The sequence below is a fragment of the Arthrobacter sp. SDR-2R genome (assembly GCF_057747955.1).
This window is the reverse complement of sequence record NZ_CM173231.1, coordinates 640,082-663,121: the sequence shown is the minus strand read 5'-3', so window position 1 is coordinate 663,121 and position 23,040 is coordinate 640,082. Positions and strand designations below refer to the sequence as shown.

Sequence of the window (23,040 nt, the reverse complement as noted above, 5' to 3'; positions counted from 1 at the left end):
GTGTGCCTCAGCGGTAGGAGAAGCTCATCAGCAACGCCTTCAGTTTTTGGCCGTCCCCGCCCCAGTACCACGCCTTCGCCGCCTCGTCATTGGCAAACGGCGGACCGGTGAACAGCACGTCTGCGGCCAAAATGCGGTCGCCGAGCATGACGGGCCCGTTTTGCACCTTGCCGTCCGGTGACACCGGCAATCCCGCCGTCAGCCCCATGCGGTACTCAACGGCACCATTGACGTGATCGGTGAAGAACGACGAATGGGGCGTGGGAACTGCGTGGCCCACCAGCCCCGGCACAGGGTCCGCCGCAAGGACAAACCTGGCATCAGGACCGGCCACGGCGTCACCCACCTGGCTGTAGTAGATGTTGACCCGCCCGGCGCCGTTGGCATCAATGACGGCGGCCGTTTCCACCGGGGGTGATGCGGAAACCTGTTCATGTACCACGCGCCAGTCCGCCGGATGGGCAAAGGACAGCCGGCCATCGGGGAAGGTATAGGTCACCATCCCGGCAGGAGTGGGCGCGGACGTGGGAGCAGGCGAGGGCGGCGGAACGGCAGTCTCCGTGGACGCGCCCCCGCTCCCTGCGGGGGCGTAGTCCGCGCAGGCGGCGAGGGACAGCGCCGCTGCGGCTGTTATCACAAGGAGGATTGGAGCGGGGTGCCGTGGGCGCATGGGGTGCCTTTCAAAGAGGACGCCATCGTTCTCTCGGAGAAAGTGCGGACCCAGCATCCTGCAGTACCTATGGGATCTACTCTGGCGAGGTGAGTTGGTAAAGCCCAGAGTGGCACAGCGAAAAGACCGGCCACCACGGCCGGAGCGATAAATCCATCAATTTGTTATATTGCTGGATCCGGTTTCAACGCAGGACGATATCCACCGGGTTTGCCTCGGAGCGCCAGGCTCCTTCCTCCCCCGGACGCGGCCGGATCACCGGGGCCGTGAGGACGCCGGAGCGGTTGGTGCGGCGGTCACGGAGGATCTCGGTGACGGAGCCCAGGTGCCGGGACAGATCGATGACGTTTTCCGGGGCGGCCAGCAGCAGCTGGAACCCGAATTCGTGGAGGGCCTTGATGCCGGCGCCGGCGAATTCCTCGGAGGCGAGCACGAACGCTTCGTCCATCATCACGGTGCCGTAGGTGGTGAAGCCCTGCTCGGCGATCCCCAGCTGGTAGCTCAGGGCCGCGGCCATGATGAACGCGGTGAACCGCTGCCGCTCGCCGCCGGACATGGAACCGGTGTCTGCGTGCATGAAGACCTCGGTCTTCGTGCCGCCGCCCTTCTTTTTGCCAGCCGCCGGGCCGGTCACTTCCCGGTGCTCCTTGCACTGGATGAACAGGTGGCCGCGGACGTCGAGCACCTCCGCCCGCCACCGCCGGTCTTCCGGCGCCTGCGAGCCAAGCCTCTTGACCAGGGTCTCCAGGGACTTGTAGCGCGCGGTGAGCTCGGCGTCGTCACCGTCCGGCCCCTCCCCCCTGGCGGCGTCCGTCCTGGCCGGCCGAGCGTGGCGGGCCTTCAAGGCGTTCTGGATGGCGTCCTTGAACTGCTTGGCAGTGGGCGGCAGCGTCTGCTTGATATCCAGCTCCAAGTAACTGCCCTCATGGAAGTTCACCTGGGAGAGGATGCCGTTGAGGGGCAGGATGCGGCTGGTGATGGAGCGGCGTTCCTCGTCCAGCAGGTGCAGCAGGGTGCTGAAGGATTCGTGCGTGCGCTGGTTGAAGAACTGCCGGAACTCCGCCTCCTGCGCCGGCAGGCCGTCGTTGACGATGGCATGGTAGCGGGCTTCGAATTCGCTGGCCGCGCCGATGCTGGTGCCGTGGTCCGCCGAAATGGCGCTGCCCCACTCCCGGACGAAGCCTTCGAAAATCCGGGTGAGCCGCTCGGCTGTCCCTTGCCCCCGTGATTCAGCAGTGTGCAGTTCGCCCAGCAGGGTGGTCCGGACGCGGTTGGCAAGGTTGTCCAGCTCGTGCATTTCGGTCACGTCGCCGAATTCCGCAAAGTACGGTTCCAGCGCCGTCACGGTAGCGTCCGACGGCGGCGCCTGGGCCAGGCGGTCACGCGCCGCTTCCAGCAGTGAATCCGCAGCCGTGAGCTGGCGGTCCAATGCCTTGTATTCGCTTTGCAGGACGGCCGCGGACTCGGTGCTGGTCTGGTGCTTTTGCCGGACCTCCTCGATGGTGGCGCGCAGGGGCTCCAGGTCCGCCTGCGCGGCAAGTGCGTCCTTGAGCCGCTGCTCGATCCTGGTGAGCTCATCGGCAGCAACGGCCGCGGACACCTGTTCCCAGGGCCGGTCGTCTTCGGCAATCCGGCGCAGGGCGTCGAGCTGGCGGCTCATGCCCTGGTGCGAGTCCTCGCGGCTCTGCGCCAGTTCGGCGGCCTTGGCCACTTCCTGCCGGAGGTCCTCCACCTGGCCGGCCACGAGTTCCAGCTTGGCGGCATTGTCGAAGCCCAGGACGTAGTCCTGGCGGCTGGTGAAGCGGTCGTCCTTCTCCACCGTGTGGCGGTTCCGCTTGACCACGCCGCCCAGGCTCAGGCCCTTGTCCAGGGCTGCCAGCTCGTCCGGGTCCTCCACGCAGGGGTAGGCAAAGTCCAGCGCGATGCGCTCACGGACCCACCCGCCGGCTTCGGCCGCCGCGCCGGACTCGAGGATATCCAGCTTGGTGAGCAGGTCGCCGTCGCGCACGTCCTCCACAGCGAGCGCGCCGCCGGCGAGCGGCTTGGAGACGTCCACTGCCCGCAGCGCGCCGCGGACGTTGTGGTCATTCAGGTAGCGGGTGACGGCGCCGAAGTGCTCACCGGGCACCAGCAGGGTGGTGGCCAGGCTGCGGAGCGCACGCTCGGCAGCGGGGCGCCACCGTTCCTCGCCGTCTGCGAGGTCCATGAGCTCGCCGGCAAAGGGCATGCGGTCTTCCGCAATACCGGTGGCAGCGGCGATGGCGGCACGGTTTTCAATGCTCGACGGCGGCAGCAGGGACTTGCGCGTCTTCAACGACACGAGTTCCTGCTCGGCAGCCGCCAGCTCCCGCTTGCGGCTGGCGTGGGCGTCGAAGGCCTCGAACCGCAGCTCCTGCAGGGCCTGCGAATCATCCTTCAGCTCGGCCGACCGTGCCGCCGCCTGCTCGTGTGCCTGCTCCCAGCCGGCCGCGCTCCACTCAAGCTGCAGCCCGGCGTCGGCCAATGCCTGCTGCGCCGCCTCCTCCACCTGGCGTCGCAGCTTCAGGCCAACCCGGGCGTTCTCCAGCGACTGCTCAATCGCGGAAATCGCGTTGCCGCCCTGGTTGTTGTACTCGGTTTCCAGCTGCCGCAGTTCCTTGGCCAGGTTGTCGCGGACCGCACGCTCGGCGCCGAGTTCCTTCGCCTTCGCCTGCGCCAGCTCGCGGAAACGGACCAGCGTCTTCTGGTGCACGGTGACGGCGAGCTGCTGCCTGTACGCCTCGAACTCCCCACCCACCAGCTCCCGCAGCCGGTTCGCGTCCAGCAGCGACTGCGCATATTCGCGGTTCAGTCCCGGCACCGGCGCCAGCTGGTCGCGCTGCTGCCGGACATCCTCCAGCCGCTGGCGGATGGACATCAGGTTGCTGAACTCCTCCACCACGTCATCGGCGGCGGCAAGGGTTGCCGGGGCATCCAGCACCTGGTCGCGGAAGAAGGTGTTGACGCTGCCGCCCAGGCCCTTGCCGGCCTGGATGACGCGCAGCAGGGGCAGGGCCTGGTCCGAGTTGATCCCCAGCAGCCGGCGGAACCGCTCCGCGAACGCCTTGTGCACGTCGAAGACCTGGGCGTGCGGGAAGATCGCCTCAAGCGCGCCCTTGGTGAACCGTTTGTCGGCGATGCCCTCAACCGCCTCAAGGTCCAGGGGCACGTTGTCGATCAGGTAGAACCGGCCCACGCTGGACTCCGTGCCGTTCTTGGGCAGGTCGAACAGCGCCGACACCGTCACCCGCGTCCCGGCGGCGTTGTCGAAGGTCAGGGCGACGGCGGACCAGGTGGCACCCGGGCGCTGGAACGCACTCGCCGAGCCCTCCCCCACCGCCTTGTCCCCCACCTTGCCGCGCATGTACGTGAAGGTGGTCCGCTTGTCCTCCACGGCACCGCCCGACCGCTGCGCCGCCGCCTCGTTGGACCGCGGCCGCGCATCGAAGACCCGCAGCATCGCGTCGAACAGCGTGGATTTACCCACGCCCGAGTTACCGGTCAGCAGGGTTCCGTTCCGGTCAACATGCATGGTGTGCGCTCCATGGAACGTCCCCCAGTTGACCACCTGCACCAACGCAAGCCGCATCTGGCCCGGGTTGGTGACATCCCCCAGCGGGAGCATGCTTGCGATGGTCACTGGTCATCCTCCTCGGACGTGGTTCCGTTCGTCTCCGCGGCGGCTGTGTCCTCCAGGTCCAGGAGCGGCTCCGTTCCTGATTGGTCAGCCGAGGCGGCTACGAGGGCTTCGATGTGGGCCGGGATGTCGCCGATGTTTTCGAACGGCAGGGCCAGGGGCAGGGCGTTGGAGATGGTGTAGACGTCGTCCAGTCCAGTGGGGAGCAGGAGCTGGCGGGCCAGGAGCTTGGTGATGGCACGGGTGACCACATCGGAGTCGCGCAGTGCGTCCTGCTGGCCGGCGGGCTGGTAGTGCGCCACCAGGTCCGTGATCTCCTCGCGGGTGATGGTGGGGTCGGTCTGGGCCGTGACGTGACGGTCCAGCAGCAGGCGGAGCCGGAGCAGCACAATGGTTTCCACCCGGCTGAGGGCACGCTGCTGGCGCAGGATGCTGGACCGGGCGCTCCCGCCGATGACGTCCGGGTCCACGGGGCGAAGGACCGCGATTTTCCGCTCGGGGTCCAGCTGCAGGGTCAGGAACAGCTCGGACAGGCGGCTGCGCAGGATCACCTGGTTGTCCAGCAGTACCGTCCAGAGCTTTTCGTCCCGGCCGCCGTCGATGTACGGGCCCTTCAACAGCTTCACCAGGGCCTGGCGCACTTTCATGGACAGGACGCCGGTATCGCCGGGGAACAGGGCAGCGCCGTCGACGAAGGTGTCGCGCGGGGACACTGCGAAGGGGCGCTCAACGCCCGGTGCCGCCACCGCCCCTTCGCCGCGCGGCTGGTCTTCGATCAGCTCTGGGCCCTCAGTGTTTGAAACTTCAGTCATGTGGATCCTTTGCGAGCGTAACCACGGGCAGGTAGGCCCTGCGGGTGGAGCCGTCTATCTGTTCGAAGTCCAGGCCATCCCAGGCGCTGCGGTTGAAGTCGGCCCCGGCGTGCAGGGCCTCGGACAGCAGCGCGCGGATGGTGTTGATGTGCTGCTCTTCGGGCGGCAGCTGCTGCCAGGCGTCGGCGAGCGTGGCAGCCCCAGCCATGGCGGACCGGACGACGTCGGGCCTGGCCTTGCCCGTCCGCGGCGAGCGCACCCGGTCCGAGTCGGTAAACGCGATGGGATCGGCCAGCCTGGGTGGTGCCGCGAACTCGTCGGGGTCGAAGAGCTTCACCATGGACAGTGACTCAAACCCTGCGTTGTACAGGACGGGGCCGGGAACCAGGCCGGGCCGTTCACGCTCGTACGGGAGTGAACGGATGGCCTGTTCTGCCTCGCGCAGGACCTTCCGGAGCCGGACCGACTGGCGGAAGTCGTCGCTCTGGACGTACGTGTTCAGGCTTTCGCTGAGCTTGCCGTAGATGCGCTGGATCTGGCTGTGCTGCTGCCGGAGCTCGGCCACCAGGTTCTTCAGTGTCTCCCGGTCGTCAGGTGACAGGTCATCCGCGAACTGGCGGCTCAGGACCTCCCCAATCGCGGACCGGAACCGCACTTGCTGCTGCGGGTCCTCCAGGAAGGCGGTAAAGGACCGGAACGTCCTGCCCTCCGGGCTTTGGCGGAGCCGCTTGTCCGCCTCCAGGACCTGGGCCATGGTGGCGCCCTTGGTCAGCGACTCCTCGATGATCTGGTTGCGCAGTCCGCCCACCAGTTCCTCGATCCGGTCGCGCATCTTTTTGTAGTCCGCGGGCAAACTGGCGGCCAGGTCCAGGATGTTTCCGGCGGCCTCCACGGCCTCGTCGTCGTCAAGCAGGCCGTCGAAGTCGCCCGTGCTGATGTCCTGGATCAGCTGCTGCCGCTCTTCGATTTCCTCTTCCAGGGCTTCGAGGCGCGCACTTTGGTCCGGGTTGGTCTCGTTGGCGAGCTTTTCCACGTCCCCCAGCAGGGTGCCCAGCCGGGAACCGTTCAACGTGGACCGCTCGCTGGAAAGGCTGTCAAGGAAGGCGAGCACGCGTGCTGCAGGCTCGGTGGCCTCGTAGACGATCTGGCCTGACTGGTTCCGCCGGGTCAGGAACTGCCGCCGGGTCCACTCATCCCCGAACGCCTTTCCGCTGGCCCCTCCGCCCAGGCCCGGATCCTGGCGCCGGAGCTCCTCAAGGAAGGAGTCGACGTCGGCATGGAATTCCTCGAGCGGCACCTGCGGCCGGGTGCGGGTGAAGGAGGCCTGGAGCACGGCGATCACCCAAGGCGCCGAACGCGTCAGTGCCCACGCGGGCCCCTTGGTGAGGAGTTCGAGGTCCCGGAGCCGGGCGCTGATGGCGTCAGCGGATGACCTGGCGGAGCGGGGCACGCACTCTCCTTGGACTGTTGAACGGGGGCTGAACGGGGACCGGGCAGGGGCGGCACGCAGGGGACGAACCGGAAAACTGCCAACTACAAGGTTAACGCAGCCGCCGCGACCGCTCCGTGACCTACCTGCCGGTAGCATTTCGATCCCATATCAACAGGCTCCCCCGCCCGTGCCGGGTCTGGCTGGCCGCGCAGCTGTCCCCCTACGCTTCTGCTACTGGTCTTCGCCACCGCAGTCTTATGCAAAGCAACGTCGCAGCAGGGGGATTCATGCAGTTCGATCTAAGCTCAGTGGAAACAGCCACCTTGGTCTTCATCGGGACGCTGGTGTTCGGCGCAGTTCTGGCCGCATTCGTCCTCTCGGCGGGGCTGGTTGCCCTGGCGCTGCTGGGGGTGGGCAAGCTCACCTGGATGGTGGTGGCCAATACGCTCCTGGCGGTGGTCCACGGGATCAACTCCGGCTGGGACCGGCTGGTCCACCGGGCCTCCACCGTGGAACTGCCCGGCGATTTCCAGGCGCAGCCATCCCCTAGCACCGGAACCTACCCGCGGGTAATCTTGAGGGACAGCTGAAGGGTTCTCCAACCCGGCGGATCCATGGCTACACCGGCCATTCCGGCCAAGGAGATAACCCATGACCTCCGCAACTGACAGCCAGGCCAAAGACGCCCCGGCTGAAGAAACCCCCGTCCCCGCCGGCAACATCGGCGCCGGAGCCACCGCCGAAGATGCCCGGGCCGTTGCCGAAGCCGCCCGTGAATCCGGCTGGGACCGTCCCAGCTTCGCCAAGGGCCTCTATTTGGGCAGTTTCGACCTGGGCCTGGTCCATCCCTGGCCGGCTGCCGACCCCGCTTCCGTGGACAAGGGCGAGGCATTCATGGCCCGCCTCACGGAGTTCGCCAAAACCATGTCCGGACGGGTCATTGAACGGGAAGCGAAGATTCCGGACGAATACATCAAGGACCTGGCTGCCCTGGGCGTCTTCGGGATGAAAATCCCGGAGGAATACGGCGGCCTGGGCCTCTCCCTGGTCTATTACGGCAGGGCCCTTGCCCTGCTGGGCAGCGTGCACCCCAGCCTGGGCGCCCTCATCTCCGCCCATCAGTCCATCGGCGTGCCCGAGCCGGTCAAGGTGTTCGGCACGCCCGAACAGAAGCGTGAGTACCTGCCGCGGTGCGCTGCCGGCGCCGTCACTGCTTTCCTCCTCACCGAACCGGACGTGGGCAGCGATCCCGCCCGGCTGGGCAGCACGGCAACTCCCACGGACGACGGCGACGCGTACCTTTTGGACGGCGTGAAACTTTGGACCACCAACGGGGTGATCGCGGAACTGGTGGTGGTCATGGCAGTTGTCCCGGCGCACACCGATCCGGACGGCACCAGGCACAAGGGCGGCATCAGCGCGTTCGTGGTGGAAATGGACTCGCCGGGCATCACGGTGGAAAACCGCAATGCCTTCATGGGCCTGCGCGGCATCGAGAACGGGGTTACCCGGTTCCACCAGGTGCGGGTGCCGGCCGCCAACCGGCTGGGCCGGGAGGGCCAGGGACTGAAGATCGCGCTGACCACGCTCAACACCGGCCGCCTGGCGCTTCCGGCGCTGTGCGTGGCGTCCGGGCGCTGGAGCCTGAAGATTGCCCGTGAATGGTCCAACGCCCGCACCCAGTGGGGCAGGCCCGTGGGTGAACATGAGGCAGTCGGCAAGAAGATCGCCTTCATCGCGGCCACGGCTTTTGCCCTGGATGCCGTGTTCGAACTCTCCGCAGAACTTGCCGATGCCGGGCAGAAGGATGTCCGGATCGAGGCCGCGCTCGCAAAGCTCTGGGCCACGGAAATCAGCTGCCGGATCGCGGACGAACTGGTCCAGATCCGCGGCGGACGGGGGTTTGAGACCGCTGAATCACTGGCCGCGCGCGGTGAACGTGCCGTAGCGGCGGAGCAGCAGCTGCGGGACATGCGGATCAACCGGATCTTCGAGGGGTCCTCCGAAATCATGCGGCTGCTGATTGCGCGCGAGGCGGTGGATGCGCACCTGGCTGCCGCCGGCGACCTTGCTTCGCTGGATGCGAGCATGGCGGACAAAGCGAAGGCCGCCGTCGGCGCCTCCGGCTTCTATGCAAAGTGGCTGCCCAAGCTGGTGGCCGGCGCCGGCATGGACCCCCGCTCCTACGGGGAGTTCGGCAGGCTGGCCAAACACCTTCGGTTCGTTGAACGGTCGTCGCGCCGGCTGGCCCGGCAGACCTTCTATGGCATGGGCCGGTGGCAGGCCAAGCTGGAGCGGAAGCAGGCGTTCCTGGGCCGAGTGGTGGATATCGGCGCCGAACTGTTCGCCATGACTGCATGCTGCTCCCGTGCCGAGATGCTGCTGAAAACCGCCCCGGAAAAGGCTGCCGGCGCCTACGAGCTTGCCGACGCCTACTGCGAGCAGGCCAGGGTGCGGGTGGACGAGTACTTTGACCAGCTGTGGCGGAACACCGACGATGCCGACCGGGCGTTGACGCGGAAGGTCCTCGCCGGTGACTACCTATGGCTTGAGGCAGGGGTCCTGGACCAGTCCGAAGGCACCGGCCCGTGGATCGCCGATGCCTCGCCGGGCCCATCCAGGAAGGAGGACCTGCACCGGAAATACCGGTAAAGCCGCAGGTCACAAAATAGTAAGCACGCTTGCTATCACCCGGGGCGGGTGGTTGAGTTGAGCCATGAGCAGCTCAACGGAACCAGAGAACCTGCCTCCCCGGCGTGCCCGGGAGGACGAAACCACCCGCAGCGGAAGCTACCGGGAGGCAGCCGCAGACGATGCCGCCACGCGCTCGATGGACCAGGCGCCGGCCGGCCAGCGGGAGCGGGACTACACCCGCGCCCCCGCCGCGGAGCGCGAATACCAGCCTGCCCCCACCAGGGCCACACCAGTGGTGGAACCGGTGGCAGACCCAACGCTTGCGAACCGGGAAACCGCCGTCGCGCGCCAGAAGGAGCGGTTTGGCGGCATCAAAGTGGGCTCGGCCTTCTTCGGATGGCTGACCGCCACCGGGATGGCCGTGCTCCTCACCGCACTGGTGGCAGCCGCCGGAACCGCCGTGGGCCTGGCCAGCAACACCGACGTCAACGAGGCCGTGAACCAGGCGGCGCAGAACAGCGGCACGGTTGGCCTGGTGGGCATCATCGTGCTGCTGGTGATCCTCTTCCTCTCCTACTACTGCGGCGGCTACGTGGCCGGGCGGATGGCCCGCTTCAACGGCCTCAAGCAGGGACTCATGGTCTGGATCTGGGCGCTGATCGCAGCCGTTGTGGTGGCCATCCTGGGCCTGGTGGCCGGGCAACAGTTCAACGTCCTGGCCAACCTGAACAGCTTCCCGCGGATCCCAATCAACGAGGGACAGCTGACCACCACCAGCATCATCGCCGCGATCGTGGTGGCGGCAGTCGCCCTTGTCGGCGCGCTGCTGGGCGGCCTGGCGGGCATGCGGTTCCACCGGAAGGTCGACCGCGCCGGATTCACCCCGGACAGCGAGTTTTACGACGACGGGGAGTAGTCAGGCGAGGATGTCACCGTCCACATACAGCCACCGGCCATCCTCCCGGACAAACCTGCTGTTCTCGTGCAGGACCCCGCGTTCCCGGCCCTGCCGGTAGTAGGCCTTGAATTCGACGGTCCCTTCGGAATCGAAGGGACCGCCGTTGCTGGTGGACACAATGTCCAGGCGGCGCCATTCCATGGCCGTGTCCAGGTCCAGGCTGGCCGGCGCGGTGGACGGATGGTGGGTGCGCAGCAGGTAGTCCTCATCCAGCCGGACGAAGGCGCTGTAGCGTGACCGCATCAGCTGTTCGGCAGTGGCTGCAGATGCGCGGCCGGAAAGGAACCTGCCGCAACATTCGGCGTACGGCTCCCCGGACAGGCACGTGCAGTTCGCGGACTCCATCGATTCGGTCATCCGGTGATGCTGCCATATCCGGTAACAGCTTCGCTACAACCTCGAACCGTGCCGGGCAGGCGGCGGCATCGCCTGGTAAAAATCCGTATGGTGGAGAAGGAGCCTGCCGCCGGCCGTGAGTGCCGGGGCGGCCCAGGATGTTGATTGGAGAGGAGAGAAGACGTGGAGAACCCGGACACTCTCGTCCTCAACCTGACATTCCTGGGCACGGTGGGCGTTGCCCTCCTTATGTTTCTGGTCCTCTTCCTGCTGGGCGTTATCACCTTGGTGCTCGCGGGCCTGGGCCGGTTTGCCGCCCTTGTGCTGATGGCCTTGTTCGGGCGCGTTCCCGGCAGGAGGGATTCTCCCGGTACCGCCGGCGCCCCCATGAATCCGGGCCAAGCCCGCAGGCCGCTCCGGGCTCGGGCCTCCGCACTCAAGCCGGACCGGCTGAAAAAGTCGCTCCGCACCGCCGTCGAACGCCATCCCAAGCTTGCCGCCGCCCGCCACGACCCCCCGGTCCTCGCTGAGGACTGGGCCTCCGCGGTCGCCGAGGCCGACAAGCGCGCCCAGGCCAGGGCGCGCGCCGCGGCACCCGAAATCAAACTGTCGGTGCGGGACCTTCCAGACCCGGCCGTCCCTGCCGACAAGGTGTCCGAGGTAGCCCCGCTGGTGGAGTCCGCCCTGCACAACCACCGGCCGCCGCATGAGCTGCCCAGGTCCTTCAAGAAGCCCCAGCCGCCTCATCCGGTACCGCCGCTGGATACCGGGTCCCTGGTTTCCATAGCCGGCCCGCAGCAGGTGCTCAAGGAGAAGGCGCAGGATCCGGGCCCCCAGCCGTAAGGGAGAAACGGCCAAGCCCTTACCCTGAGCAACCATCTGGGTTAGCGTGAACATATGGAATTCAGATACCTCGGAAACAGCGGCTTCAAAGTCTCGGAAATCACGTTCGGCAACTGGCTGACGCACGGCTCGCAGGTGGAAAACGACGTTGCCACCCAGTGCGTGCGGGCTGCCCTCGACGCCGGCATCAGCACCTTCGATACCGCCGACGTCTACGCCAACACAGCCGCGGAAACCGTCCTGGGCCAGGCCCTGAAGGACGAGCGCCGCGAGTCCCTGGAAATCTTCACCAAAGTCTTTGGCCCCACCGGCCCCAAGGGCAAGAACGATCTTGGCCTGTCCCGCAAACACATCATGGAGTCCATCAATGGCTCGCTGCGGAGGCTGCAAACGGACTACGTGGACCTCTACCAGGCCCACCGCTATGACTTCGAAACGCCGCTGGAAGAAACCATGCAGGCCTTCGCGGACATCGTCCGGCAGGGCAAGGCGCTGTACATCGGCGTGAGCGAGTGGACCGCTGACCAGCTCCGCGAGGGCCACAAGCTGTCCAAAGAGCTTGGCTTCCAGCTCATCTCCAACCAGCCGCAGTACTCCATGCTGTGGCGCGTGATCGAAGCCGAGGTGGTCCCGGCGTCGGAGGAACTGGGGGTCTCCCAGATTGTCTGGTCGCCCATGGCCCAGGGCGTCCTCAGCGGCAAGTACCAGCCCGGCCAGCCCGCTCCGGAGGGCAGCCGCGCCACGGATGAAAAGGGCGGCGCCAAGATGATCCAGCGCTGGATGCGCGACGACGTCCTGGCAGCCGTGCAGGAACTGAAGCCGATCGCCCAGGAAGCGGGCCTCTCCATGCCGCAGCTGGCTGTGGCATGGGTGCTGCAGAACCCCAACGTTGCGTCAGCCATCGTGGGTGCCTCGCGGCCCGAGCAGATTGCCGACAGCGTGGGCGCAGCCGGAGTGAAGCTGGAGGCGGAGGTCCTCAAGAAGATCGACGACGCCGTCGGTGGCCTTGCTGAACGGGACCCCGCACAGACCAAGTCGCCGGCCACCCGGGAAGCGTAAGTGGCGTCCCCGTCGGAACTGTCCCCGTCAGAGCTCCCGGAGCTTGCGGTCACCGGGGCCACCGGAGGCCTGGGCGGAATGCTGGCGCGGCAGCTTGCCGCCTCCGGCTTCGCCCAGCGCCTGCTGGTGCGCGATGCGGCACGGGCGCCACAGCTGGATGACGCCCATCCCGTGGTGTGTTCCTACGGGGACGGCGCTGCCTCCCGGCGCGCCCTGGAGGGGGCGAAAATCCTCTTCATGGTGTCCGCCGCGGAGGCCGAAGACAGGCTGCAGCAGCACTACGCATTTGTGGACGCCGCTGCTGATGCCGGCGTGGAGCACGTGGTGTACACGTCCTTTTACCGTGCCGCGCCGGACGCCACCTTCACCCTGGCCAGGGACCATCACGCCACGGAGGAGCGGATCAGGGCGTCCGGGCTGCAATACACCTTCCTGCGGGACAACTTCTACCTCGACTTCCTGCCGCTGCTGGCCGGGGAGGACGGCGTGATCCGCGGGCCTGCCGGCGACGGCGTGTTCTCGGGCGTGGCCCGGGAGGATGTTGCCCGCTGCGCCCATGCGGTCCTGCGGGATCCGGCCATCCACAAGGGCAAGACCTATGACCTGACCGGCCCGGAGGAACTGACCCTGGCACAGGCGGCGGAGGTGCTGAGCACCGGGACCGGGCGCACCATCAGCTACCACCCCGAGACGGTGGAGGAAGCCTATGCGTCCCGGGCCTCCTACGGTGTGCCGCAGTGGCAGCTGGACGCCTGGGTCAGCACCTACACGGCGATGGCCGCCGGTGAGATGGCGGGGCTCTCGCCGGACATCCACGGGCTGACCGGCCAGGACCCCATCAGCCTTGCCGAGTTCCTGACGCGGCCGGTGCTGTAGCGGGCAGTTTTATGCGTTGACGGGCGGGTGGACCCGGCGTAGACCTGTGGCGGGGACCTTTTACTCCGCCAAGCAGGGTTACTACGCCAAGCAGAATCGCACCGCCATGAATCACAGCAACCAGCAGTCCATTGGCCAGGAGCCGGCGGCAGGGCAGGCGCCGGTGCTGTCCCCGGCCGCGCAGCCCGTGTCAGGTCCACTGACGCGTGAGGAGCTGCAGCTCGCCGCCCGGAACCATTCCTTGCCGCTGGAGGCGCTCCGCCGCGACGTCACGCCGCCGGGGCTTCACTACGTGTTGACCCACTTCGACATTCCAGACCTTGATGCTTCGTCCTGGCATCTGCGGATCGGCGGCGCAGTGGAACGTGCCCTGGAGCTGGGAATGGCGGCACTTCGCAGGGATCCGGCCATCACCGTCCCGGTCACCCTCGAGTGCGCGGGCAACGGCCGCTCGCTCCTGGAACCGCGGCCCCTGAGCCAGCCCTGGGTGCTGGAGGCGGTGGGCACGGCGCACTGGACCGGGGTGCCGCTGGCGTACCTCCTGGGCAAGGCGGGGGTGCTGCCGGACGCGGTGGAGGTGGTCTTCACCGGAGCAGATGCCGGGGTTCAGGGCGGCGTCCCCCAGCAGTACGCGAGGAGCCTGCCGATCCGTGAAGCGCTGCGTCCCGACGTCGTTCTTGCCTACAAGATGAACGGCACCGACCTTCCGCCGCAGCATGGGTACCCGCTGCGGCTGGTGGTGCCGGGCTGGTACGGCATGGCCAGCGTGAAGTGGCTGCAGTCCATCGACGTGGTCCGGGCGCCGTTCACCGGGTTCCAGCAGCAGTCCGCCTACCGCTACCAGAGTTCCGCGGACGACGCCGGCAGGCCGGTCACGCGGATCAGGGTGCGTTCGTTGATGGTTCCGCCGGGCGTTCCGGACTTCTTCACCCGGCAACGGTTCCTTCGCCCGGGCCCGGTCATGCTGGAAGGCAGGGCCTGGTCAGGGGAAGGCGCCGTGACCGCCGTCGAGGTGGGGATTGACGGCACCTGGCTGCCGGCCCATCTGGACAAGCCGTCCGGCGGATTCGCGTGGCGGAGATGGAGCCTGCCCTGGGTGGCCGACCCCGGCGAGCACGTCCTGGCCTGCCGCGCCACGGACGTCACTGGTGCCACCCAGCCCCTGGAACAGAACTGGAACTACCAGGGGATGGGCAACAACGTGGTGCAGCGGGTCAGCGTGACGGTGGAGTGAAGTTAGTCCTGCGTGCAAGGGTACGGCCGGTCAGGGTTACCGGGCATCACAGCAGGCTGGCCGGTGCCATGACCAGCGCGACCAGGGCCGTGATGGAGAGTCCCACAACAATCGGCCCTGCCACAAGCATCCACGTCGTGGCCGGGTAGCGGCGGTAGCCCCTGCCCCGCAGCCTTGCCGTCCACAAGGCTCCGTAGGCAATGCTGGCCACCACGTACGGGACGCCCAGGGCGGGCAGCGCCAATCCAATCCAGATGGTCGCCTGCAGGACTGCCGAAGTGCCGCCGGCATACATGTCCCCGACTCTTGACGTGCCCATCATGAGCAGGAGCAGCAGAAGCAGCAACAAAATCGCGGCCAGGACCAGCAGGACCGTCCGGAACGTCCCCGCCCATGCAGGCAACGCAGGCCTTTGTGATGAATCCGGACAGGCTCTGGGGTCCTGGTGCTGGTGAGGGCGGTAGGGCTCCACGTTTCTCTCTTCCTGGCAGGTGCTCCAAGTCTTGCACGAGGCGCGGGACGGCACGACGCGGCCGCGGCTATACTCGGTGCCAACCATGACCAGCCTCCCCTCCTCCCCCGCCAGTGTCCGAATCGATGCCTGGCTGTGGGCCATTCGCGCCTATAAGACGCGGTCCGCCGCCACAGCAGCCTGGCGCGCCGGGCATGTCCGCCTCAACGGCAGCCCTTCCAAGGCATCAGCCACCCTCGTCACCGGTGATACCGTGACCGTCCGCATGCCGGGATACGAGCGCATCCTGGAGGTTCGGCGGCTGATCGCCAAACGTGTGGGAGCCGAAGCGGCATCGCACTGCTTTACCGACCACACTCCGCCGCGGCCTGTCCTGCCGGGACTTGGACTGCCGCAACGGGACCGGGGCGCCGGGCGGCCCACCAAGAAGGACCGTCGCGAGATGGAGCGTTTGCGCGGCCCTGCGTGAGGAGCGTGCTGCAGAGGTCAACCGCCAGACTTGGTGCGCGCCTGCACGAGGTTAGCGAACGGCAACCGGCCGAATTCCGCCACGAAAGCTGAATGGCAGGCCGCTTCTGCGTCATTCAGTTGTTCCGCCGGGAGTTCTTTCCACGCAATGGCCAGTGATCCAGCATTGGCCAGCTGCCAGATCGCCCGCCCATCCCAGTGCCCGGGGGGCTTTCCTTGCCCGAAGTCCACAAACTCCTGGATCTGACGTCGCAGCCCCCGGTTACCTTTGCTTCCCGGCCCGGCCTTTCCGACATAGAGAACGACGGCGCCCTCTACCCACTCGGCGGTCAGAGCGGCGGCGGAGAGGGACGGTTCCTTCTTCTTGAAGACTCCTGCTGTGCTTTTCGTGAGGAAGCGCGGCTGGAAACCTTCCGGAGCCACGACGGTGAAGAGGCCTGTTGCCTGCGGGATCCTCATGGTCTCGAGATCCTGGATGGGCCGGAAGCCAGCGAAACCTTCGGCCTTCAGGCCCTTCCTGGTGAACTGCATAATCCATTGAACAGCATGTCCTCGGACCCTCACTGTTGGAGCCTGCCGTTTTCCACATAGGGCTTTTGGGTGGCTGTCGTTGCCGGACCCTGGTGGAAGACTTTGGTCATGAAAAGCGGTTGGTGGGATGGCGGCAGTGCTTGGGGCGGAGCCTCGGGGGCTGTTGGCTGCTGGTCCGCCGCATCGCACGTTTGCTGTTACGGGTGTCAAGGATGGGCTTCCGTTCCCGCCTGCTGCGCCTTCGATTGGTGATGTCTTGAAGCTGCTCGCTTCTGTTCCGCTGGCTGCCGACAGCGCGGGGATGATCGACCAGATGCGTGGGCTGGAGGATTTGAAGTGACTTGCCGGTGCCCGTCAGGCCGATACCGCGGTGGCGTTTGATCTACAGCAGCGGGGTGAGCAGGCCGCCGCCGGGGTCCCGGCTCATGAGCAGGGTGCCGGGGTCGCGGCGCAGCTCGCGTTGGCCCGGCGGGAATCCCCGGCCAGGGGGTCCCGGTTGCTCGGCCTGGCCAGAACCCTTCCCGGGATGCCGCGCACGTTCGCGGCGTTCCGGGCGGGCCGGCTGAATGAATGGCGGGCAACCCTGATCGTGAAGGAAACCATCTGTCTGTCAGCGGAGGACCGGGCCGGGGTGGATGAGGCACTCGCCGCCGACACCGGCACCCTGGACGGCGCCGGCGACAAGGCCATCATTGCCGCGGTCCGGGCCGCCGCGTACCGGCGGGACCCGGCAGCGGTCGCCAAACGGGCCGCCCGTGCGGTCACGGAACGGACGGTGAGCCTGCGGCCGGCCCCGGACACCATGGCCTACCTGACCGCGCTGCTGCCCGTCGCCCAGGCCGTGGCCGCCTACGCCGCGTTGTCCCGCGAGGCGGATACGGTGCGTTCGGCCGGGGATGGGCGCTCCCGGGGGCAGGTCATGGCTGACGCCCTCGTCGAACGCGTCACCGGGACCCCTGGAGGCGTCAGCGGGGTCGAGATCCAGCTCGTGATGACCGACCGGACCTTCCTCCAGGGTGATGCCGAACCCGCACGGCTCCCCGGCTACGGCACCATCCCCGCCGCCTGGGCCCGGAACGTCGCCCTCACCGGCGCCGGCCACACCGAACCCAGCCTGTGGGTCCGCCGGCTTTACACCGCCCCCGGCAGCGGGGATCTGGTGGGCATGGATTCCAGGGCCCGGCTGTTCCCGGCGGGGTTGAAACGCTTCCTGCAGATCCGGGACGATACCTGCCGCACCCCGTACTGCGACGCCCCGATCCGGCACCACGACCACATCGCCGCCTGGCACGATGGCGGCTCCACGAGCGCCGGCAACGGCCAGGGCCTCTGCGAAGCCTGCAACCACACCAAGGAAACCCCCGGCTGGACGGCCCAAAAGGTGCCCGGCCCGCGGCATACGGTGGCAACCACCACCCCCACCGGCCACACCTACCATTCCACCGCACCACCACCACCCGGAACGCCACACCCCTGCTCGCCCGCCGGCAGGAGCACGATCACGCAACTCCCACGAAGAGTGGCTGGCGTTCGCGCATGAGGCCCTGACGTCGTCATTTACTCCCACAGCCCGGCCGGCCCAAATTTGGTGTGCCCACCCCTCCCCGCAAAAGCGTAGAGTGGCATAGGACGCCTGATTCTGGACGCCTCGCTGCAAAGGGAGAAATCGTGACGATTGATTGGGACGAAAAAAAGGCCCTGCTACAGGAACCAAATATCGCGAAGGTAACCCAGCTTTGCGATGAACTGATGGAAAAGAAGCCCGGTTCCGTCGTCCCCTATATCGACCCCGTCCACGACGAAGACGAGTGCAGGATCATCAGCCTCCAGGCGAGCCCCGGCAAGGGGACGGAGTCCGGATTCGTCTCCCACAACAACGACGACGAAGCGGCCCGCCGAGCCACCCAGATCTATGAGCTCGCTGAACTGGATCCGCGCTACGTCATGCCGTGGAACGCCTACCCGTGGGTCCGCGAGAGTGGCAGCCCATCGGCCCTGAGTGTCCAGGAAAAGACCGACGGCCTGCGTCCTTTCCGGCAGTTCCTCAAAATCAATTCCCGCGTTTCGGCGATCATCGCGCACGGCACGGACGCCTCCACGTTCCTGACCCTGTTCGAGAAGACCTACCATTCATCGCTGAAGAACGCCGGCATCAAAATCTACAAGGCCTCTGCCCTCGGCGGCAGGGCCTTTGCTGTTTCCGAAGCCAAGCAGGAAGAACTGCTGGCCAAGAGCGTGGACACCTACCGTGATGCCATGCAGCGGGCAGGCATCCAGCACCTTTAGCGGACGGTTTCCCAGCTTTCTTCCAGCCGCGCAGGCGCATACTCGTAGGTACCCTGACCGGCGAGAGAACCAGGCTGACCTTGATGTCCCACCCCGACAGTTCCCATGAGGCAGGACCTCCAGCGGAGGCTGCAGCCATCCGCATGGCCGTGCTCCCCCAGCTTCGGCACTGGATTGCCGTGCCCGTCATCGCAGCAGTCCTGATTGTGGCAGGCGGACTGGCGCTGAGGTTCAGCCCGGCATTGACGTCAGCGGACATGTCCGTGGACGCCGAGCTGAGCCATGACCACACCGCACCCCTGACCGGCATGGCGATGTTCATCAATGTGGTGTTCAGCCCGGCTGGCGGGGTGCTGATGATCGCAGCCCTGTGCCTCTATCTGCTGCTGGTCCGCCGCAGCCCCGTTAACGCCGTCGCCACGGGCCTGGTTGCGGCCGGCGCCTGGGTGAGCAGCGAATTGTTCAAGGTGCTGGTGGCCCGGCACCGCCCGGACTCGACAGCCCTGTACAACCCGCTCATCCCGGAGCCGGGAACGGACAGCTTCCCCAGCGGGCATGTGGCGCTGGCTTCCGCGCTGGCCATTGCCGTCTTCCTGCTGGCCCGCGGCACCAGGTGGCAGCGGCCGGCTGCCGTCCTCGGAATCGCCGTGGCGGTCCTCGTGGCCTTCTCCCGTGTTTACCTCGGCGTGCACTACCCCACCGACGTCACGGCATCCTTCCTTACCGCAGCTACCGGTGCCGCGTTCCTGACCGGCCTGTGGAACCGCTTTGGGCTGTCACTGCTGGCCCGGGTCCCGTTCCTGGCAAAGCTCGGCCCCGTCCCGGCCCCGCAAGGCTGACCAGCAGCCATGACGGGCTTCATCGACGGCCTCCTGAACGTCAGCCCGCTTGTGGCATATATTGCCGTCTTCTGCCTGGTCTTTGCCGAGGACGCATTGTTTGTGGGCTTCGTGGTTCCAGGTGAGACAGCGGCCGTCCTGGGTGGAGTAGTGGCCAGCCGCGGTGAAGTGCAGCTGGGCGCGATGATGGCCCTGGTGGTCGCTGCCGCCATCATCGGCGACAGCGTGGGCTACGAAGTGGGCAAGCATCTGGGCACGCGCATCATGAAGGCAAGAATGCTGCGCCGCCACGCCGGGAGGTTGGAGAACGCGCAGGAATTCCTCCGCCGCAAGGGCGGTTCGGCAGTCTTCCTGGGCCGCTTCACCGCCTTCTTCCGGGCCGTCATGCCCGCCCTCGCGGGCACGTCCCGGATGCCCTATGGCCGGTTCCTTGCCTACAACGCGGTGGGCGGCATGGTGTGGGGCATCGGCTTCGTCCTGCTGGGTTTCCTCGCGGGCAACTCCTACGAAGCCGTTGCCCAGGCAGTGGGCCGGGATCTCGCCGTCGTCATAGCGATCGTGGCGGTGGCAGGGCTCATCGTCTGGCACGTCCGGTCACGACGGCGGCACGACCGGCGGCGTGCGGCCAGCCGGCGGCAGGACTAGGGAGAGCTTGACAGCAACTGTGACCAGTGCCATATTTAAGGCGTGAACCTGTCAGACAGCCGGACAGCAGGACAGCCTGCATTCCGCCCCCTTGCCCGGCTGAGCGCTGCCGAGGCGGTGTTCAACGCCATCCGTGAGGACATCGAGTCCGGCGCGCTTCCGGTGGGAAGCAAGCTCAGCTCGGAGGCAACCCTCTCGCAGCAGTACGGAGTCAGCCGATCGGTAATCCGGGAAGCCCTCCGCTCCTGCACCGCGCTGGGGCTCACGGTCACCAGGACCGGCAAGGGCACGTTCGTCATTGCCAGCAAGGTGGCCAACGACCTCATGCTGGGGCAATACTCGGCGCGGGACCTGACCGAAGCGCGTCCGCACATCGAGGTCCCGGCTGCAGGCCTGGCAGCGGAACGCCGCACTCCGGAGGAGCTCGACGTCCTCCGCGGGATCGTTGCCGCCATGGCCACGGAAACCGATCCGGAATCCTGGGTGGCCCTGGACTCCAGCTTCCACGCCGCGATCGCACGCGCCAGCGGCAACAAAGTGTTTGCCAGCGTCGTGGCTGACATCCGCGACGCTCTGGCGCACCAGTCCGAGACCCTGAACATGGTGGCAGACCGCCAGCATGCCTCCGATATTGAGCACCAGCAGATCCTCGCTGCCATCGAGGCCGGCTCGGCGGAAAACGCCCGCGCCGCCATGGCCCACCACCTGGAAGCCGTGGGCGTGGCCCTGGACTCCATCCTTAACAACTAGCCGTATCCAACCAAACCTTCCTAGGACTCCATGCCATCCCCCGTGTTTTCTGCTGCCCACACCGCTGCCCCGGCCCAGCTGGCCCTGCCGCAGCACGTCCCGCTGGTGGCCGCCACCCGTGACGGCCTGGTGGAAAGTGTCCACTACGGCTCAGCGATCGCCCTTGCGGCTGACGGTTCAGTGGCGGCAGCCGCTGGGGATCCCCAGACTCCCTTCTACCCCCGCTCTGCGCTCAAGCCCCTCCAGGCAGTCGCCCTGGTCCGCGCCGGCCTTGAACTCCCCGCAGACCTCCTGGCATTGGCCGCCGCAAGCCATTCGGGTGCCGCAGTCCACCGGGACGGCGCCCTGCGCATCCTGGAACTGCACGGACTCGCCCCCACCGACCTGGAAAACAGCACCGACCTTCCCTACGGCACCACCGAGCGTGAGGACTGGCTGCGGAACGGCGGAAACGCCACCCGGATCACCCAGAACTGCTCCGGGAAACACGCCGCCATGGCCGCCACCTGCGCCATCAACGGCTGGTCCGTGCAGGGCTACCTGGATCCCGCCCACCCGCTGCAGCAGCTCGTTGCGCAGACCGTCACCGACCTGACCGGCGAGGAGCCGGCCGCGGCGAGCACCGATGGCTGCGGGACCCCGTTGTTTGCCCTGAGCCTGCGCGGCATGGCCCGCGCCTTTGGCCGGATCGCCCAAGCGGCCGCGCACAATGACGCCTTGGATTCGGGAAGTGCGGAGGCCGCCGTCGGGCTGGCCATGCAGCAGCACCCGCACATGGTGGCCGGGGAAGGCCGCGACGTCACCGAACTGATGCGCCTGCTGCCCGGCGCCGTGGCCAAGGACGGTTTTGAGGGCGTGCAGCTGGTGGGCCTGGCCGACGGCAGCGCCGTGGGTGTAAAAATTTCCGACGGCGGCGACCGCGCCCGGATGCCCGCCACGGTCCGCCTGCTGGATGCGCTGGGCGTGGACATCGAACCGCTCACCGGTATCGCCACCGCACCCGTGCTGGGCGGCGGCCACCAGGTGGGCCGGCTGTTGGCCACCGATTTTCTTGCCCCTGTTTCCGCATAACCACCGTCCGAACCCGACAACGACGCCCCGTAAGGACCCCATGACCATCACCCAAACCACCGCAGACGTCCGGTCCGAGCACGACCTGCTCGGCGACCGCGACGTACCGGCCCACGCCTACTGGGGCGTGCACACGCTCCGCGCGGTAGAGAACTTCCCGATCACCGGCCAGAAGCTGTCCTCCAACATGCACCTGGTCCGCGGGCTTGCCGCCGTGAAACTGGCCGCCGCCCGCACCAACCGCGAGCTTGGCCTGCTGGACGCCGAACGCGCCGACGCCATCGAACAGGCATGCCAGGACGTCCTGGCCGGACGGCTTGCCGACCAGTTCGTGGTGGACGTGGTGCAGGGCGGTGCCGGGACGTCGTCGAACATGAACGCCAATGAGGTCATCGCCAACCGGGCGCTGGAAATCCTTGGCCACCCCAAGGGTGACTACGCGCGGCTGCACCCGAACGACCACGTCAACCTCAGCCAGTCCACCAATGACGTGTACCCCACGGCCGTGAAGCTGGGCACCATCTTCGCCGCGAGGGAGCTGCTGGCTGCACTCGAAGAACTCGAGGATGCCTGCGCTGCCAAGGCCATGGAATTCCGCACCGTGGTCAAGATGGGCCGCACCCAACTGCAGGACGCCGTCCCCATGACCCTGGGCCAGGAGTTCGGCAGCTACGCCGTCACCATCGGCGAGGACCGGCTGCGCCTGGCGGAGGCAGAGCTGCTGATCCACGAGATCAACCTCGGGGCCACCGCCATCGGCACCGGCCTGAATGCCCCGGCCGGTTACGCCGCAACGGCCTGCCGGCACCTTGCGGAGGTCACCGGACTGCCGCTGGTGACCGCCGTCGACCTCATTGAAGCCACCCAGGACGTGGGCGCTTTTGTGCACCTGTCCGGCGTGCTGAAGCGTGTGGCGGTCAAGCTGTCCAAGATCTGCAACGACCTCCGCCTGCTCTCCTCAGGCCCCCGCGCCGGCTTCGGCGAGATCAACCTGCCGGCCGTCCAGTCCGGATCGTCCATCATGCCCGGCAAGATCAACCCGGTCATCCCGGAAGTGGTCTCCCAGGTGGCCTACGAGGTGATCGGCAACGATGTCACCATCACCATGGCCGCCGAGGCCGGGCAGCTGCAGCTCAACGCCTTCGAACCGATCATCGTCCACAGCCTCCACAAGAGCATCTCCCACCTGGAAGCAGCATGCCGCACCCTTACGGCCCGCTGCATCCGTGGCATCACCGCCAACACCGAGCACCTGCGCCGCACCGTGGAGCAGTCAATCGGCCTGGTCACCGCATTGAATCCCCACCTCGGCTACGCCACCGCCACCGCCATCGCGCAGGAGGCGCTTGCCACCGGCAAGGGCGTGGCTGAACTGGTCCTGGAACACGGGCTCCTCACCGACGCCCAGCTCCAGGAACTCCTGAGCCCCGAACGCCTGGCAAACCTCAGCAAGTAGTCCCCACCTGCTC

The 23,040-nt window shown here is 67.2% G+C and carries 22 protein-coding genes; 15 read left to right on the top strand and 7 right to left on the bottom strand.

What is annotated here, in order from left to right; translation table 11 throughout:
* Nucleotides 1-7 precede the first annotated feature (7 nt).
* From AC3ANU_RS03145 to AC3ANU_RS03130, 4 genes are all read right to left on the bottom strand, one after another.
* Nucleotides 8-637, bottom strand: a complete 630-nt coding sequence (locus AC3ANU_RS03145) for a hypothetical protein (protein ID WP_224084160.1) — start codon at nt 635-637, stop codon at nt 8-10.
* Between the two features lie 217 nt (nt 638-854).
* Nucleotides 855-4,328 carry an ATP-binding protein gene (locus tag AC3ANU_RS03140; protein WP_478222690.1) on the bottom strand — a complete coding sequence of 1,158 codons (3,474 nt, stop codon included), beginning with the start codon at nt 4,326-4,328 and terminating at the stop codon, nt 855-857.
* Nucleotides 4,325-5,137 (bottom strand): DUF4194 domain-containing protein, encoded by an 813-nt coding sequence (locus tag AC3ANU_RS03135; protein WP_488315420.1) that lies wholly within the window; start codon nt 5,135-5,137, stop codon nt 4,325-4,327. Before AC3ANU_RS03135 ends, AC3ANU_RS03140 begins: the two co-directional genes overlap by 4 nt.
* Nucleotides 5,130-6,587, bottom strand: coding sequence for a DUF3375 family protein (locus AC3ANU_RS03130; protein WP_488315419.1), 1,458 nt, complete (start codon nt 6,585-6,587; stop codon nt 5,130-5,132). Before AC3ANU_RS03130 ends, AC3ANU_RS03135 begins: the two co-directional genes overlap by 8 nt.
* Nucleotides 6,588-6,856: 269 nt before the next feature.
* Between AC3ANU_RS03130 and AC3ANU_RS03125 the strand changes: the two genes are divergently transcribed.
* The 3 genes from AC3ANU_RS03125 to AC3ANU_RS03115 all read left to right on the top strand — a co-directional run bounded on the left by AC3ANU_RS03125 (nt 6,857) and on the right by AC3ANU_RS03115 (nt 10,119).
* A complete protein-coding gene (locus AC3ANU_RS03125; protein ID WP_026266177.1) occupies nt 6,857-7,159 on the top strand; it encodes a hypothetical protein in 303 nt (100 codons plus the stop codon).
* Between the two features lie 61 nt (nt 7,160-7,220).
* The gene (locus AC3ANU_RS03120; RefSeq protein ID WP_018771923.1) at nt 7,221-9,221 is read left to right on the top strand and encodes an acyl-CoA dehydrogenase family protein; all 2,001 of its coding nucleotides are present in this window, start codon (nt 7,221-7,223) and stop codon (nt 9,219-9,221) included.
* Nucleotides 9,222-9,285: 64 nt separating this feature from the next.
* On the top strand, nt 9,286-10,119 hold the full coding sequence (locus tag AC3ANU_RS03115) for a TIGR04086 family membrane protein (protein ID WP_223993038.1): 834 nt from the start codon (nt 9,286-9,288) through the stop codon (nt 10,117-10,119).
* On the opposite strand, the gene AC3ANU_RS03110 is transcribed toward AC3ANU_RS03115, so the two are convergent.
* Nucleotides 10,120-10,518: a YchJ family protein gene (locus AC3ANU_RS03110; RefSeq protein WP_223993039.1), complete on the bottom strand. Its 399-nt coding sequence runs from the start codon at nt 10,516-10,518 to the stop codon at nt 10,120-10,122. It abuts the gene before it with no gap.
* 162 nt (nt 10,519-10,680) lie between these two features.
* Between AC3ANU_RS03110 and AC3ANU_RS03105 the strand changes: the two genes are divergently transcribed.
* The 4 genes from AC3ANU_RS03105 (at nt 10,681) to AC3ANU_RS03090 (ending at nt 14,509) form a co-directional block, all read left to right on the top strand.
* Nucleotides 10,681-11,340 carry a hypothetical protein gene (locus tag AC3ANU_RS03105; RefSeq protein ID WP_478222686.1) on the top strand — a complete coding sequence of 220 codons (660 nt, stop codon included), beginning with the start codon at nt 10,681-10,683 and terminating at the stop codon, nt 11,338-11,340.
* A gap of 54 nt (nt 11,341-11,394) precedes the next feature.
* Nucleotides 11,395-12,399, top strand: coding sequence for an aldo/keto reductase family protein (locus AC3ANU_RS03100; RefSeq protein WP_018771927.1), 1,005 nt, complete (start codon nt 11,395-11,397; stop codon nt 12,397-12,399).
* A 78-nt stretch (nt 12,400-12,477) separates the two neighbouring features.
* Nucleotides 12,478-13,275: an SDR family oxidoreductase gene (locus AC3ANU_RS03095; protein WP_263422511.1), complete on the top strand. Its 798-nt coding sequence runs from the start codon at nt 12,478-12,480 to the stop codon at nt 13,273-13,275.
* Between the two features lie 106 nt (nt 13,276-13,381).
* Nucleotides 13,382-14,509, top strand: coding sequence for a sulfite oxidase (locus AC3ANU_RS03090; protein WP_268002184.1), 1,128 nt, complete (start codon nt 13,382-13,384; stop codon nt 14,507-14,509).
* Nucleotides 14,510-14,555: 46 nt separating this feature from the next.
* Here AC3ANU_RS03090 and AC3ANU_RS03085 read toward each other — a convergent pair whose 3' ends face one another.
* Nucleotides 14,556-14,912: a hypothetical protein gene (locus AC3ANU_RS03085; protein WP_018771930.1), complete on the bottom strand. Its 357-nt coding sequence runs from the start codon at nt 14,910-14,912 to the stop codon at nt 14,556-14,558.
* A gap of 154 nt (nt 14,913-15,066) precedes the next feature.
* Between AC3ANU_RS03085 and AC3ANU_RS03080 the strand changes: the two genes are divergently transcribed.
* The gene (locus AC3ANU_RS03080; protein WP_488315418.1) at nt 15,067-15,450 is read left to right on the top strand and encodes an RNA-binding S4 domain-containing protein; all 384 of its coding nucleotides are present in this window, start codon (nt 15,067-15,069) and stop codon (nt 15,448-15,450) included.
* A 17-nt stretch (nt 15,451-15,467) separates the two neighbouring features.
* Here the strand turns inward: AC3ANU_RS03080 and AC3ANU_RS03075 are convergent, their stop codons facing one another.
* Nucleotides 15,468-15,980 (bottom strand): hypothetical protein, encoded by a 513-nt coding sequence (locus AC3ANU_RS03075; RefSeq protein ID WP_134164923.1) that lies wholly within the window; start codon nt 15,978-15,980, stop codon nt 15,468-15,470.
* 370 nt (nt 15,981-16,350) lie between these two features.
* Here AC3ANU_RS03075 and AC3ANU_RS03070 point away from each other — a divergent pair, with 370 nt between their 5' ends.
* From AC3ANU_RS03070 to AC3ANU_RS03040, 7 genes are all read left to right on the top strand, one after another.
* Nucleotides 16,351-17,520, top strand: a complete 1,170-nt coding sequence (locus AC3ANU_RS03070) for an HNH endonuclease (protein WP_488315417.1) — start codon at nt 16,351-16,353, stop codon at nt 17,518-17,520.
* A 128-nt stretch (nt 17,521-17,648) separates the two neighbouring features.
* Nucleotides 17,649-18,266, top strand: a complete 618-nt coding sequence (locus AC3ANU_RS03065; RefSeq protein ID WP_018771934.1) for a uracil-DNA glycosylase family protein — start codon at nt 17,649-17,651, stop codon at nt 18,264-18,266.
* A gap of 83 nt (nt 18,267-18,349) precedes the next feature.
* Nucleotides 18,350-19,105 carry a phosphatase PAP2 family protein gene (locus AC3ANU_RS03060; protein ID WP_488315416.1) on the top strand — a complete coding sequence of 252 codons (756 nt, stop codon included), beginning with the start codon at nt 18,350-18,352 and terminating at the stop codon, nt 19,103-19,105.
* Nucleotides 19,106-19,114: 9 nt separating this feature from the next.
* The gene (locus tag AC3ANU_RS03055; protein ID WP_056391101.1) at nt 19,115-19,750 is read left to right on the top strand and encodes a DedA family protein; all 636 of its coding nucleotides are present in this window, start codon (nt 19,115-19,117) and stop codon (nt 19,748-19,750) included.
* 42 nt (nt 19,751-19,792) lie between these two features.
* Nucleotides 19,793-20,500, top strand: coding sequence for a FadR/GntR family transcriptional regulator (locus AC3ANU_RS03050; protein WP_018771937.1), 708 nt, complete (start codon nt 19,793-19,795; stop codon nt 20,498-20,500).
* 30 nt (nt 20,501-20,530) lie between these two features.
* Nucleotides 20,531-21,571 carry an asparaginase gene (locus tag AC3ANU_RS03045; RefSeq protein WP_056391098.1) on the top strand — a complete coding sequence of 347 codons (1,041 nt, stop codon included), beginning with the start codon at nt 20,531-20,533 and terminating at the stop codon, nt 21,569-21,571.
* 40 nt (nt 21,572-21,611) lie between these two features.
* Nucleotides 21,612-23,027, top strand: a complete 1,416-nt coding sequence (locus tag AC3ANU_RS03040; protein ID WP_056391096.1) for an aspartate ammonia-lyase — start codon at nt 21,612-21,614, stop codon at nt 23,025-23,027.
* Nucleotides 23,028-23,040 lie beyond the last annotated feature (13 nt).